Source organism: Jiulongibacter sp. NS-SX5 (genome assembly GCF_052828545.1).
In genome coordinates this window covers 3123611-3138138 of sequence record NZ_CM128248.1, presented here as the reverse complement: position 1 = coordinate 3138138, position 14528 = coordinate 3123611, and the positions used below count along the sequence as shown (strand labels likewise).

The 14528-nt window shown below is 40.8% G+C and carries 10 protein-coding genes; 3 read left to right on the top strand and 7 right to left on the bottom strand.

Annotation, left to right across the window (positions count from 1 at the left end; genetic code table 11):
- Positions 1–3: 3 nt before the first annotated feature.
- Together ACUXV0_RS13900 and ACUXV0_RS13895 are read right to left on the bottom strand one after the other, a co-directional pair.
- Positions 4–1563, bottom strand: coding sequence for an aldehyde dehydrogenase (NADP(+)) (locus ACUXV0_RS13900; protein ID WP_446190165.1), 1560 nt, complete (start codon positions 1561–1563; stop codon positions 4–6).
- A gap of 1 nt (position 1564) precedes the next feature.
- Positions 1565–2407 (bottom strand): fumarylacetoacetate hydrolase family protein, encoded by an 843-nt coding sequence (locus tag ACUXV0_RS13895; RefSeq protein WP_446190164.1) that lies wholly within the window; start codon positions 2405–2407, stop codon positions 1565–1567.
- 95 nt (positions 2408–2502) lie between these two features.
- On the opposite strand from ACUXV0_RS13895, the gene idi reads away from it, so the two are divergent.
- Positions 2503–3021, top strand: coding sequence for an isopentenyl-diphosphate Delta-isomerase (gene idi / locus ACUXV0_RS13890; RefSeq protein ID WP_446190163.1), 519 nt, complete (start codon positions 2503–2505; stop codon positions 3019–3021).
- 312 nt (positions 3022–3333) lie between these two features.
- On the top strand, positions 3334–3771 hold the full coding sequence (locus ACUXV0_RS13885; protein WP_446190162.1) for a hypothetical protein: 438 nt from the start codon (positions 3334–3336) through the stop codon (positions 3769–3771).
- 79 nt (positions 3772–3850) lie between these two features.
- Here ACUXV0_RS13885 and ACUXV0_RS13880 read toward each other — a convergent pair whose 3' ends face one another.
- From ACUXV0_RS13880 to ACUXV0_RS13870, 3 genes are read right to left on the bottom strand one after another with little or no spacing between them, the layout of a single operon-like run.
- A complete protein-coding gene (locus ACUXV0_RS13880; RefSeq protein ID WP_446190161.1) occupies positions 3851–4603 on the bottom strand; it encodes a succinate dehydrogenase/fumarate reductase iron-sulfur subunit in 753 nt (250 codons plus the stop codon).
- 9 nt (positions 4604–4612) lie between these two features.
- Entirely contained in the window at positions 4613–6628 is a 2016-nt protein-coding gene (locus ACUXV0_RS13875; RefSeq protein ID WP_446190160.1) for a fumarate reductase/succinate dehydrogenase flavoprotein subunit, read from the bottom strand.
- Positions 6629–6648: 20 nt separating this feature from the next.
- Complete coding sequence (locus ACUXV0_RS13870; RefSeq protein WP_446190159.1) at positions 6649–7428, bottom strand: succinate dehydrogenase cytochrome b subunit; 780 nt, start codon at positions 7426–7428, stop codon at positions 6649–6651.
- Positions 7429–7720: 292 nt separating this feature from the next.
- Between ACUXV0_RS13870 and ACUXV0_RS13865 the strand changes: the two genes are divergently transcribed.
- The gene (locus tag ACUXV0_RS13865) at positions 7721–10564 is read left to right on the top strand and encodes a T9SS type B sorting domain-containing protein (RefSeq protein ID WP_446190158.1); all 2844 of its coding nucleotides are present in this window, start codon (positions 7721–7723) and stop codon (positions 10562–10564) included.
- 68 nt (positions 10565–10632) lie between these two features.
- On the opposite strand, the gene ACUXV0_RS13860 is transcribed toward ACUXV0_RS13865, so the two are convergent.
- Both ACUXV0_RS13860 and ACUXV0_RS13855 read right to left on the bottom strand, forming a co-directional pair.
- Positions 10633–11811, bottom strand: coding sequence for an acetyl-CoA C-acyltransferase (locus tag ACUXV0_RS13860; protein WP_446190157.1), 1179 nt, complete (start codon positions 11809–11811; stop codon positions 10633–10635).
- A 68-nt stretch (positions 11812–11879) separates the two neighbouring features.
- The gene (locus tag ACUXV0_RS13855; protein ID WP_446190156.1) at positions 11880–14285 is read right to left on the bottom strand and encodes a 3-hydroxyacyl-CoA dehydrogenase NAD-binding domain-containing protein; all 2406 of its coding nucleotides are present in this window, start codon (positions 14283–14285) and stop codon (positions 11880–11882) included.
- Between the last annotated feature and the right edge of the window lie 243 nt (positions 14286–14528).

Genomic DNA, 14528 nt, shown 5'->3' with positions numbered 1-14528 from the left:
TGCTTATTTCTTTCGGTCACCATCTACCATTCTCCAAATACCAAGAGGATTTGCCTCTTTTAACTCATCAGGAAGCAAAACATCTGGCAGACTTTGGAAACAGACCGGACGTGTAAAACGAGTTATAGCACCTGTACCTACAGAGGTTGAACGACTATCAGTGGTAGCCGGATAAGGTCCGCCATGCACCATAGCGTGACATACCTCTACACCCGTAGGGAAGCCATTCACAATCAACCTTCCTACTTTTTGCTCTAAAATCTCCAGAAGCTCAGCATATTCTACAAGTTCCTCTTCAGAACCATGAACGGTAGCTGTGAGGTGACCAGATAGGTTCTTGGCAATTTCCAGATACTCTTCCTTTGAATTGCCTTCTACCACTAAACTAGTAGGACCAAACACTTCTTCATCTAAATGAGGATTATCTTTGAAAGTCTGATAATCGGCATGTAAGATGGTTGGCTCCACACCTGTTAAACCTTCTGCCTTCTTACCTATAGCTATTACTTTCGTATACTTCTTGGCATTCTCTACGCCGCCCAAATAAGCATTTTTTATTCCAGGAGTAAGCATATTTCCACCAACAGCCTCTTTGGCCTTCACCTCCAAGGTTTCCATAAACTTATCATCTTTCTGAATCAGCATGATTCCCGGATTTGTACAGAATTGACCAACTCCCAAAGTGACCGAGTTCAAATAATTCTCTGCAATGGCATCTCCCTTTTCCTTTAAGGTTTTTGGAAGAACAAAGACTGGATTGGTACTCCCCATTTCTGAATAAACAGGTATAGGCTCTTCTCGCTGAGCAGCAATATCAAAAAGAAGCTTCCCAACTTTATAAGATCCGGTAAAACCTACTGCCTTAATGATAGGATCTTTTACCAATGCCTGACTTAGCTCTGGATCACCATGAAGCATGCTGAAAACGCCATCTGGCATACCTGTTACATGTGCAGCTTTTTGAATAGCTCTTCCTACAAGCTCAGAGGTACCCAAGTGAGCAGGGTGGGCTTTAAATATAACAGGGCAGCCTGCGGCCAAAGCAGATGCTGTATCTCCACCAGCTACTGAGAAGGCTAAAGGAAAATTACTTGCACCAAATACTGCCACCGGACCCAAGGGTCTTTCCATTGATCTTAAATCTACACGAGGAAGCGGCTGACGATCTGGCATCGCTGTATCTATTTTGGCATTCACCCATGAGCCTTCTTCCAAAAGACTAGCAAACAACCTAAGCTGCCCACACGTACGTCCTCGCTCTCCCTGTGCTCTACCAGCCGGTAAGCCCGTCTCTGCTGTATATCTTTCAATGAGATCATCTCCTAAAGCCTCGATCTCTGAAGCAATTTGTTTGAGGAAATCGGCTTTCTCCTGACCTGACTTCTTACGGTAAACAGTGAAAGCCTCCTCTGCCAAATCTGTGGCTGAAGCCAGCTCACCTAGGGTAGCGTTATAGAAAAGAGGCCCTAAAGTCTCTCCCGAAACCGGATTTACAGCCTGAAGAGCTACTGTTCCCTCAGAAGAGGTATTGAATCCAATAATGTTTATTCCTTGTAAATCCATGTTATTTCGTTTCTACTGTATTACTAAGTTTTCCTATTTGATCTATCGTGATTTCTACCAAGTCACCCACCTGAAGCGTGAAGCTATCCTCAGGGATAATCCCTGTTCCAGTCATTAAAAACGACCCATTCTCAAAGGTACATTCAGCATATAAATATTTCACCAGGTCGTTAAAAGTGCGTTTCATCTGATTGAGTTGGGTTGTTTGACTAAATACACCCTTTCCGTTTCTGAAAATCTCAAGCTTTATATTCGTCTCAGGGCTTAAAGGTTCATCTGTCACATAAATACATGGGCCCAAAGCTGCACTTTTATCATAAGACTTTGCCTGTGGCAAATACAAAGGATTCTCTCCTTCTATATCTCTGGAACTGACGTCATTCCCAACAGTATAGCCTGATATCTGCCCTTTACTATTGATAAATAAGGTCATTTCTGGCTCTGGCACATTCCATTTAGAATCTCTACGAATCCTGATCTTTTCACCTGGGCCTACTACCCTTCCGGCTGTGGCTTTAAAAAATATCTCCGGTCGGTCTGCATCATAAACCCTATCGTAGAAGTCGCCTCCTCCTGAGTCTTTTGATTCTTCCATTCGGGCCTTTTTGCTACGCAAATAAGTAACACCAGATGCCCAAACCTCTTGTCCTTTGATCGGAGCCTCTACAAAATTCTTTACAAGATTTATGTATTCAAAGTCTGAAGCGAGGCCTTGTACTTCTCTTTGAATCTCAAAGAAAAGATTTTCTCTATTGATAAATTGATCCCAGTCGGTGTGTTTTGACAAATAATACTGACCTTCGGTTTCTATGACGAAACCTTTTGAGGTTTTGTAGAGTTTCATGTGCAAGTATAGGGTTTAATGAAATGGCTCGAAATTTAGGCAATTCTCATTAAATACAACTTTGACACTTATTAATTATAAAAACTTCTTCATAATTGGAAAACCTTCCTGCCAAAACAAACATCATTATAACGCTTGTCAATGAACAAGACGAGATCACAGGTTATGAAGAAAAAATTAAGGTTCATCTAGACGGTCTCCTTCATAGAGCTTTTTCAATTTTGGTATTTAATGATGCCGGCGAAATGCTCATTCATCAGAGAGCACTGCACAAATACCATTCACCCGGCTTATGGACAAATGCCTGCTGTGGTCATCCCAATAAGGGCGAAGCAAATTATGATGCTGCCTATCGTAGACTTGGCGAAGAAATGGGGTTTCAATGCGACTTAGATTATAAGTTTACATTCCATTATAAAGCCACCTTTTCAAATGGTCTTACCGAAAATGAAATAGACCATGTTTACTTCGCAACTTATAATGATTCCTTCGAGGTAAACCCAGAAGAAGTGGCAGATTACAGATGGGTCAAGACTGAAGAAATAGCCAAAGAAATTGAGGAGAAGCCCGAAAACTTTACAGTATGGTTCAAGGAAATAATGAACAGACTGTAACCTTATATTATTTTGACAATACGCACATATAAGCTATTGATCAAAATTTAATTCTTTTCGTCTACAAATATCCTTCATTTATTTGCCAATTGACAAATCGTGAGATTTTAAAAAGAATTCTTCTCAGAGTTCTATTTTGTGAAATTAGTGCTTTAGTCAATTCCATATTCCTAGTAAAACAATTTACCATTATATATTCTGTATTTTATATATTTTCATAATTTTTTACTTCTTATTGCCAATATATCATTTTTTGCAAAATATTATTTTGTTTGATAGATTTGTTCTACAAACTAAAAGACGACAAAACCGATGATAAAATACGACAATGTAGCAAACGGAGTCATGGTGAGCCATGACGAGGCAGGAATCCTTAAATTCTTAGAAAGAAAAGGCGAAACCATAGAGAAAATTAAAGCAAAAGGTGTTCATGTAGATACCTATTTCAATGAAGATGATTTGATGTTAGTCATTTACGATGACCGTACAGAGGAAAAGGAAGTTACTTTGATTTGTATTCAGGACTTTTATATCAATACAAACTCAGTAGTAGAAATACATGACGGCTTTAAAGCTAAAACGAAAGATCTTGCAAATGTAAATGCCTACAGAATGGCAGTAGAAAAGTTGGCACACATTATTACAATGATCCCAACATTTCAGGAATACTACTATCAGTATAACCTGGCCTACCCAAGCAAGACTTCAATGCCAAGTCCTTATGAAATACAAATGGAAAAAGCAGCTTAACCACTAGGGTTACTTCAAAAAGAAAGCCCGATCTCATGTGAGATCGGGCTTTTCATTTTATACAATTTAAATTCTAATCTTACTTATCAGCGGTGACGCTGGCACTTAAGTATTCTCTATTAAGTCTCGCTATGTTCTCTAAAGAAATACCTTTAGGACATTCCGCTTCACAAGCCCCGGTGTTAGTACAATTACCAAAACCTTCAGCATCCATTTGTTTAACCATATTCAGGGCTCTATCCTGAGCTTCCACTTCACCTTGTGGTAATAAAGCAAACTGCGATACTTTGGCAGATACGAATAGCATAGCAGAAGCATTTTTACAAGCCGCCACACATGCTCCACATCCGATACAAGTAGCAGCATCAAACGCCTTATCTGCATTTACTTTTGGTACAGGGATACTATTTGCATCCTGCGTATTACCAGAGGTATTTACCGAAATATATCCACCAGCATGCTGAATTCTGTCAAATGCAGTACGGTCAACCACAAGGTCTTTTATTACAGGAAAAGCTTTAGCTCTGAATGGCTCTATATAAATAGTATCACCATCTTTAAAGCTACGCATGTGAAGTTGGCAAGTAGTAGTACCACCATCAGGCCCGTGAGGTTCTCCATTGATGTGCATTGAACATGAACCACAAATTCCTTCGCGACAATCATGATCAAATGAAACAGGCTCCTGCCCTTCTGAGATGAGTTGCTCATTCAGAATATCCATCATTTCTAGGAAAGACATGTGTCCTTCAATATCGTTCAATTGATATTCTACTAAACCACCTTTATCGTCGGCGTTTTTTTGTCTCCAGACTTTAAGTTTTAAATCCATGGTTTAATCTTATTTATATGAGCGAGTTTTCAACTCGATATCTTTAAATTCTAAATTCTCTTTGTGTAAAACAGCCTCAGACGGCTCACCTTTATATTCCCATGCTGCTACATAGGCATAGTTTTCGTCATCACGTAGAGCTTCTCCCTCTTCAGTTTGATACTCCTCTCTGAAGTGACCTCCACAAGATTCGTTTCTTTCCAAAGCGTCTTTGGCAAACAATTCACCTAACTCCAGGAAGTCAGCCACACGGCTTGCTTTTTCAAGCTCTGGATTCATTTCATCCAAATCACCCGGTACACTAACATTCTTCCAGAAGTCTTCTCTAAGCTCCTTAATCTCCGCCATCGCCTCTTTTAAGCCTTGGGCATTTCTGGACATTCCTACCTTATCCCACATGATCTTACCAAGTTTCTTATGGTAGTAATCTACAGAATGAGATCCCTTATTATTGATAAAGAAGTCTAATTGCTCTTTTACCGATTTTTCAGCGGCTTCAAACTCAGGCAGCTCTGTAGAAATAGGGCCTGTTCTGATGTCGTTTGACAGGTAATCACCAATGGTATATGGCAATACAAAGTAACCATCTGCAAGTCCCTGCATCAAGGCAGAAGCCCCAAGTCTGTTTGCCCCGTGATCTGAGAAGTTTGCTTCTCCGATAGCGTAACAGCCAGGAATAGTGGTCATCAAATTATAATCAACCCAAATACCACCCATTGTATAGTGTGTGGCCGGATAAATCATCATTGGAGTTTTGTATGGGTCTTCAGCTACGATTTTCTCGTACATCTGGAAAAGGTTACCATATTTATTTGCAACGACCTCTTCTCCTAATTCAAGAATCTTTTCATCTGAAGGATCTTTGATACCCAATACCTGAGCCTTCTCCTTACCGTAACGCTCAATAGCCGACTTGAAATCAAGATAAACAGCTTCGCCCGTTTTATTTACGCCAAAACCAGCATCACATCTTTCTTTTGCTGCTCTGGAAGCCACATCACGAGGGACAAGGTTACCAAAAGCTGGATATCTTCTTTCCAGGTAATAATCTCTGTCTTCTTCAGCCAATTCTGTTGGCTTCAGTCTTCCTTCTCTAATCGCCTCTGCGTCCTCGAGTTTTTTCGGCACCCAGATTCTACCATCATTTCTCAAAGACTCAGACATAAGAGTCAGCTTTGATTGGTAATCACCAGACCTTGGAATACAAGTCGGGTGAATCTGAGTGAAACATGGGTTAGCGAAGTAAGCACCTTTCTTATGGATTTTCCACGCGGCAGTTACGTTTGAGCCCATTGCATTAGTAGACAAGAAATATACGTTACCGTAACCTCCACTACCAATTACTACTGCGTGAGCCGAATGTCTTTCTATTTCACCTGTTACCAGGTTCCTGGCGATGATCCCGCGAGCCTTACCATCTACGATTACGATGTCAAGCATTTCGTGACGATTGTACATCTGGATCTTACCTCTGGCAATCTGACGGTTCATAGCAGAATATGCACCTAAAAGTAGCTGTTGACCAGTTTGTCCTTTAGCATAGAAAGTTCTTGAAACTAACACACCACCAAAAGAACGGTTATCTAATAACCCACCGTAGTCACGAGCAAAAGGCACACCTTGTGCTACACACTGGTCAATAATATTAGCAGAAACCTCTGCAAGACGATACACGTTTGATTCGCGGCTTCTATAGTCACCACCTTTTACGGTATCGTAGAAAAGTCTGTAAGTAGAGTCACCATCACCCTGATAATTTTTGGCGGCATTAATACCACCTTGGGCTGCAATAGAGTGAGCTCTTCTAGGAGAATCCTGGTAACAAAAAGCCTTTACATTATAACCCAGTTCTGCTAAAGTAGCAGCTGCTGAGCCACCTGCAAGACCCGTACCCACCACTATCACGTCAATATTACGCTTGTTGGCTGGGTTAACCAGGTCAATATGATCTTTATAGGAAGTCCAACGGTCAGCTATTGGTCCTTCCGGAGTTTTGGCATCTAACTTTACGCTTGATTCGGCCATGATATCTTTATTTTAGAGAATTACTTAATAAGAAAATAAACAGGAATTACCGCAAAGGCGAATGGAATTAGGATTGCAAAAATCCATACCCCTATTTTCTTAATTAACGGGTTGTATTTCGGATGATTCAAACCGAGAGTTTGAAATCCGCTTTGGAAACCATGTAATAAGTGGAAACCTAAAACGATCATTGAGATCACATAGAAGATTACCAATAATGGTTTCGAGAAGGCCTCTTCTGCCTCCATGTACAAATCTTTAACTGTAGTAGTTTTGGTACCAGCTTCCTGATCCATCACTTCAAGCATTTTGACATCCTGTGTATAATCAGAAGCCAAAGACTCGATGGCGATCACTTCACCTGTGTTTACATTCTCAGTGTATGACACATATGGCAAGTGACCAAATTTGTATTCATACCAGAAATCACCTAAGTGAACCGCGATGTAAACAAAAATGATGGTTCCTAGAATCGCCATATTTCTACTGGCCAAAGAACCTTGATTTTTAGACATCGCATAACCTTGAGGACGAGCCTTTTTATTCTGGATTTCAAGGTATATCCCCCAGATGGCATGAAAAAGAATGGAGAAATAAAGCACATAGGAAACCGTTTTAATCAGAGGATTTGTGGTCATGAAAACGGTGTATGTGTTGAAAGCGTAGCCGCCGTCATCTTTGAATAGCTGAAGGTTACCAATAAGGTGAATGATCAGGAATGAACAAAGAAACAATCCGGTGATTGCCATCAATACTTTCTTGCCTATTGAACTGCTTAATGTTTTAGTAAGCCAAGACATAAAATTTTGGTTTGATTTATCTATGCTATAGTTTAAGTAGCCTGCTTCAGAGGCCAAAAATCGCTGCCAAAAGTAATTACCAATCAGTTTAGAACCAATAAAAAATCAAGTTAATAGCCACCTGATTTTTGATAAATTAATGATCGGCAGTATTAATCCATGTATATACATACAATAAACTAAATTGAAACTGAAATAGTTTACTAATCAATCTAAATCAATCCGAAAGAATATTGTATTCGTTATTTTCGTTAATTAGGAGGTCGTTAGACTTTCTGTCAAAAACCTATACATGAAGAAATTACTTTCTCTTTTTTTAATCTTCTTTCTGACTCTGGCTGGATTCCACGCGTACGCTACTCACCTGAGAGCCGGAGAAATAACAGCCACAAGGATATCGAACACTTCGCTGACTTATCGGGTAGTATTGACAACCTACACTGATGAAATCAATGGACGAAGTGCCAATGAAGCTCAAGAGGAAGTCGACTTTTTCCCGGGCTTCTCCAATAATGGGGTTGTCAGTTATAAAGTTGCCAGAAAAGAGAAGATATTGATCTCTCCCTCTACAGTGAGAAATACCTATGAAACAGAAGTTACCTTCCCTGGACCGGGCGTTTACCGTGTGAGCTGTGGTATCCCAAACAGAAATGAAGCCACTGTTAACCTTCCTCAACCCTCAGATAATATCACATTCTTTGTTCAAACAACTTTAGTGATCAATTCTTCTTTTGGTTTAAACAGCACTCCTGTCCTACTAAACATTCCTGTGGATTCTGCTGCAGCCGGTGTGAAATACATACATAATCCGGGTGCCTTTGATATTGACGGCGATAGCCTTTCATACAGATTATCTGTACCAATGGAAGACCGTATGGAAGCTAACGGAATCGGTGCTCCGATCATCGGATACCGTGACCCAAGTACAGTTGGAGAATCACCGATAAGGAATGAAGATGATACCGGACCGGCAACCTTCAAAATAGACCCAAGAACCGGAGATCTTACTTGGGATGCTCCGCAACAAATAGGTCAATACAATGTGGCCTTTGTGGTGGTAGAATGGAGAAAAGCACCCGATGGCACCTTTATTAAAATTGGGGAGATTGTCAGAGATATGCAGATTATTGTAGTAGAAACTGATAATAATCGACCAGAGCTGGAAGTTCCCGGTGATTTGTGTGTAGAAGCTGGAGAGCCGTTTGAATTCGATGTCTCAGCCACCGATGAAGACGAAGACCAGAATCTAAAACTGACCAGTTCGGGTGGTGTATATAATGTAGACCCAGCAGGAAACTTCCAACGTTTTATCCCAGATGAGGCAGCAGTCTTCACAGCTGAATCTAGTAGACCAAGCCCAATCAAAGGTACTTTTGAATGGCTAACCAATTGTGATCACGTAAGAGAACAATCTTACGATGTGCTTTTCAAGGTAGAAGATGCTCCAGGTAGGTTTATCACGCAGTTAGTTGATATTAAAACGGTAAAAATAAATGTAAACCCACCGCGACCGAAAGGACTTACCGGCTCTGAAATTGAAGAAGGCGTTCAACTGAGTTGGCTCCCTTATGCTGAATGTACACGAGGTGGTAAAATTTATGTGTATAGAAAAGTGGGCTGTAGCGGATTAAATCCTGCTGAATGTCAACAAGGAATACCTGGAGACTGGAGATATGAACAGATTGGAGAGGTCGGCCTTACCGACACCACCTTCCTTGATAATACTGCTGAGAAGGGTCAAATCTATTCATACAGATTGGTATCAGATATTGAGGTTTCAAACTTCAATAGTATGCAGAGTGCTCCTTCAACAGAATTTTGTATTGGTTCTGAATTACCGAAAAGAGTACCCGTTATTACACATGTAAATGTGGAAGAAACCGATGAAACCGATGGAGAAATTGAAGTGATCTGGAGTAGGCCAATTGGTCTTGACACCACTGAATTTAGTGGCCCTTATACCTATGTCCTGTTTAGAACAGAAGGCTTGGGAGGAGATGACTTTGAGGAGATTTACAGAATCACCACAAACCTTGATGGTTCACCAGACACCGTTTATAACGACACCGGATTAAACACGGAGGAGTTGGTTTACCGTTATAAATTGGCATTTTTCTACGAGGGTGATCAGGAAATGGGCGAAGCTCCGGCGGCAACCAGTGTAAGACTTGATGGTACACCTGACGACCAGGAAGTGCACCTTTCATGGACGTCAAATACACCTTGGTCAAATGACAATCAAACTCACTTTGTATATCGTGAAGACAAAGACAATCCCGGTGTTTTCAATATCATAGCTACTGTGGACGTAAATGGGCCAAATACCTATGAATACATTGACGACGGTACAGATAATTATCTTGAAGATGGAGATCAAAGTATTACCTTGGAGAATAATGTGGTGTATTGTTATAAGGTAAAAACAGTAGGAACGTACGATAATGAAGCCTCGATTTTCGGCCTCCTAGAGAATGAATCACAAATCTACTGTATGGCTCCTGCAGATAGAACCCCGCCATGTGCATTGGTCATGAATCTTGATAATATTGGCTGTGAAGAGGCTAACCAAGCTGACTTCTGTGGGCAAAACGCCTTTACAAATACCCTTACATGGACCAATCCATCTGCCACGTGTAGAACAGATATCATCCGCTACAATATTTACTACTCGAGATTCGAGGATGGAAATTTTGAACAAATCTCCTTTGTAAATGGCAATAGCACCTCTTTTGATCATGTCAAAAACGCTATTGATGGATTTGTAGGCTGTTATTACGTCACGGCCGTAAGTGTTCTGGAAGTAGAGAGCGAGCCTTCAAATATCATCTGTGCAGATAACTGCGATAAGATTTCTTTCCCGAATGTATTTACCCCAAATAACGATGGAGTGAATGATACCTTTGAGCCGATGGATTGCCCTGCGTTCATCAAGAATATCACTTATCAAATTTATAATCGACAAGGAATTCTGATAGCAGATGGTGAAGGCACAAATTTAAGCTGGGACGGTACGGCCACTAACGGAAACGAAGTACCAGCAGGAACCTACTACTATACCATTAATGTAGAATTCAATCGTCTTAGAGAGTTGGGCGACATCAACAGCTATAAAGGTTATGTTGAGCTGATCCGATAATAAAAATGGTCGCCCTCTTTTGAGGACGACCATACTATCTATTTTAGTCTGTCGGAAAGTGCGAAGTGTTACTTCAATAATTCATATATACCAGCCACACCCTGGCCGCCACCTACACAGGCGGTTACCATGCCGTATTTTTGCTTGCGTCTTCTCATTTCATTGAAAAGCTGAACTGAGAGACGAGCACCGGTAGATCCAAGAGCATGCCCCAGAGCAATAGCTCCACCGTTAGGATTGAGAATATTTGGATCAATATCCAGCTCTTTAACTACTGCCAATGACTGAGCCGCAAAGGCCTCATTTAATTCCACTTGCTGAATATCCTTTAATTTCAGATTAGCTTGCTCTAAAGCTTTTGGTACAGCATATACAGGGCCGATACCCATAATTCTAGGGTCACAGCCAGCTACAGCATAAGAAAGCATTTGAGCCACCGGCTCCAGATTTAACTCTTTTACCATTTTTTCAGACATCACGATAACAAAAGCTGCACCATCAGAAGTCTGAGATGAATTCCCTGCAGTTACTGATCCTCCAGCTGCAAATACCGGTCTTAGCTTAGCTAATGCCTCCATGGAAGTACCAGCTCTAGGACCCTCATCTTTCTTGATTACAGTCTCTCTGGTTTTCTTCTTACCAGAGTTCTCGTCAAAGTAAGTTTCCTTAACGGTTATCGGAACGATTTCATCCTCAAAAAGACCCTCTTTCTGTGCGTTCAGAGCTTTCATATGCGACTGATAAGAAAACTCATCTTGCTCTTCTCTACCGATCTTATAATCCTGAGCTACTTGCTCAGCCGTCAAACCCATTCCTAAATAATAGTCAGGATTATTTTGGGCGATATCATAGTTAAGTGCAGTTTTGTATCCCATAGTAGGTACCAGGGACATTGATTCTGTACCACCAGCAATGATACAGTCTGCCATACCAGCATTAATTTTGGCTGCTGCCATTGCAATGGTTTCGATACCTGATCCACAATAGCGATTTACAGTGACACCAGGGACTACCTTGCCCATTGAAAGTAAAGCAATGTAGCGTGCCATTTGCATGCCTTGCTCGGCTTCTGGCACAGCATTACCCACCATAAGATCATCTACTCTGGCGGGGTCAAGTTCCGGAACTTGTTCTAATAAGTATTTAATATTTTCAGCCGCCAGATCATCAGGTCTGGTGAATCTAAATCCACCTCTCCCTGCCTTTCCGACAGCCGTTCTATATCCTTTAACAATGTATGCGTTCATATTTTTTTAAGATTTAAGATGGAAGACTTAAGATGTAAAGTCAGGAGAATTACTCCCTGACTTTGAACTTAATTCCTTGGTGGCTTGCCACCTGTCAATAGTCCCTGCATTCTTTCCAGTGTTTTACGCTCACCACAAAGGCTTACGAAGGCTTCTCTTTCAAGCTCTAACAGATACTCTTCCGTGACATTTTGAGCATAACTCAAGTCACCACCAGAAATAACGTATGCCAACTTATCAGCAATCAAGGCATCGTGATCTGAGATATAATTCCCTAATCGCATAGCCTTAATACCTGCTTTGAAAAGAGCTATACCTGCTTTTCCTTGTACCTTAATATCACTTCTCTTTACAGGCATGGTATAACCATTCTCGGCAAGGTCTACAGCAGCTTGTTTTGCTTCAGCGATTAATCGAGACCTGTTTAAAACAATCTGATCCCTTCCGCTTACTAGATAGTTCATTTCCATAGCCTCCTGAGCAGAGCCAGAAACTTTGGCCTGAGCAATATTCATGAAAGCATTCTGAAGAATATTTAATTCTGAGTCGCCTGGTTGGTACATATCAGAACATCTGAGAGCCATTTCTTTGGTTCCTCCACCACCTGGGATTACACCAACTCCTACTTCCACAAGCCCCATGTAAGTCTCTGCTGCAGCTACTACCTTATCGGCATGTAAGTTTAGCTCACATCCACCACCTAAGGTTAAAGTATGTGGTGCAGTCACCACAGGAATTGACGAATAACGAGCTCTCATCATTGTTTTCTGGAACTGCTCGATAATCATGAAGATTTCATCCCATTCCTGCTCTATGGCATACATAAATAACATAGCCAGGTTTGCACCCGCAGAGAATGCCTGATTGGAGTCATTTCCTACAACTAAACCTCTGAAATCCTTCTCAGCCAAATCATAAGACTTATTTAGTCCTTCAATCACCTCAGCCCCAAACGTGTTCATTTTAGACTGGAACTCCAGACCGAGAATACCGTCACCTAAATCGAAGATAGATGACCCCGCATTTTTCCATACTACATTCGTTTTACGAATATTATCCAGAATAATGAAGGACTCTGTGCCTGGAATAAGCTTGTACGCTTTCGATGGAATATCATAATAGTACTTCTTGCCATCTTCAACCTTATAGAAAGACTCAACACCGGCATCAAGCATATCATAAACCCATTGAGCAGGCTTATTACCTTCTTTTTCGGCGATCTCTACAAAAGCCTTAGCACCTACTGCATCGGCCGTTTCAAAAAGACCCATCTCCCAGCCGAAACCAGCTTTGATAGCATCATCGACTCTGAATAATTCGTCAGCTATTTCAGGAATTCTATTCGTAGCATATTTAAACGCATCTGAGAAAGTTTTTCTGTAAAACTCCCCAGCCTTGTCTTTACCATTTAATAATACAGAGAAACGGTCAGCTAGCCTGTCAATACTTTTGGTGGCATTGAGGGTATCGAATTTGACCTTTTGAGTCGGTTCATATTCTAAGGTTTCAAAATTCAATGCCAGAATTACGGACTTCCCATTCTCCTTGATCTTTTTGTAAAATCCTTGTCCTGTTTTATCTCCAAGCCAGTTTTTCTCCATCAGGGTAGCCATGATAGGAGGTAAATCAAAGGCTGAGACTGATTCGTCAGTCTTAAGTATTCCCTTGAGGTTATTGCAAACATTGACCGTAGTATCCAGACCAACTACATCAGATAACCTGAACGTACCCGATTTAGGGCGACCTACTACAGGGCCAGTTAATTTGTCAACAGCCTCCACAGATAAGCCCATTTCCTGAGCAGCTCTGATGGTCTGCACCATAGCGTAAATCCCTAAACGATTGGCAATAAACGCAGGGGTATCTTTACACAGAACTGTCTGCTTACCTAAATAAAGATCACCGTAACTCATTAAGAAGTCAATGATCTTTGGATCGGTTTTCGGTCCTGGAATAATCTCAAGAAGTCTTAGATATCTTGGTGGATTAAAGAAGTGAGTTCCACAGAAATGCTTCTGAAAATCTTCACTTCTACCTTCAGACATCAAATGAATTGGTATACCAGAGGTATTGGAAGTCACTAAAGTTCCAGGCTTTCTGTGAGCCTCTACTTTATCGTAGATGATTTTCTTGATGTCTAATCGCTCCACTACCACTTCTATCACCCAGTCAACGTCTTTGATTTTGACCATGTCATCATCAAAGTTCCCAAGTTCTATTCTGTTTGCTACGTCTTTGGAGTATGTAGAAGCGGGCTTACCCTTCAGTGCGGCAGTAAATAAGCTATTTACTATTCTATTTCTCACAGCAGGTGAACTGGTATCTAAGCCCTTTGCCTTTTCAGCTTCGTTAGGCTCTCTAGGTACCATATCCAGTAGCAGCACCTTGCAGCCGATATTGGCAAAATGCATGGCAATTCTACTTCCCATTATTCCAGCTCCTAAAACAGCAACTTTATTAATTCGTCTATTCATTTATACTGATTTATTAAGCATTAATTATTTCAATATGTAATTGACCACCTAAAAGCAGTGGATCACAAATAATAGTATGCAAGCATACCATTACAAATCTATCCTAAATATAAGCATTATGCAAGCATACTATATAAAGAATTTGCAAAGAAATCTTGCATTTTTAGTATAAACGCATGCTTGCTATGATTCGTTTTTGTTCCTGCTCAATTTGAAGAATTTGAAAAGATAAAATTGGTCTTC

What these genes read in the sequence shown, in the direction of transcription:
- ACUXV0_RS13900 (WP_446190165.1), bottom strand. Translation starts at nt 1,563, where the DNA reads ATGGATTTACAAGGAATAAACATTATTGGATTCAATACCTCTTCTGAG.
- ACUXV0_RS13895 (WP_446190164.1), bottom strand. Translation starts at nt 2,407, where the DNA reads ATGAAACTCTACAAAACCTCAAAAGGTTTCGTCATAGAAACCGAAGGT.
- ACUXV0_RS13885 (WP_446190162.1), top strand. Translation starts at nt 3,334, where the DNA reads ATGATAAAATACGACAATGTAGCAAACGGAGTCATGGTGAGCCATGAC.
- ACUXV0_RS13880 (WP_446190161.1), bottom strand. Translation starts at nt 4,603, where the DNA reads ATGGATTTAAAACTTAAAGTCTGGAGACAAAAAAACGCCGACGATAAA.
- ACUXV0_RS13875 (WP_446190160.1), bottom strand. Translation starts at nt 6,628, where the DNA reads ATGGCCGAATCAAGCGTAAAGTTAGATGCCAAAACTCCGGAAGGACCA.
- ACUXV0_RS13870 (WP_446190159.1), bottom strand. Translation starts at nt 7,428, where the DNA reads ATGTCTTGGCTTACTAAAACATTAAGCAGTTCAATAGGCAAGAAAGTA.
- ACUXV0_RS13865 (WP_446190158.1), top strand. Translation starts at nt 7,721, where the DNA reads ATGAAGAAATTACTTTCTCTTTTTTTAATCTTCTTTCTGACTCTGGCT.
- ACUXV0_RS13860 (WP_446190157.1), bottom strand. Translation starts at nt 11,811, where the DNA reads ATGAACGCATACATTGTTAAAGGATATAGAACGGCTGTCGGAAAGGCA.
- ACUXV0_RS13855 (WP_446190156.1), bottom strand. Translation starts at nt 14,285, where the DNA reads ATGAATAGACGAATTAATAAAGTTGCTGTTTTAGGAGCTGGAATAATG.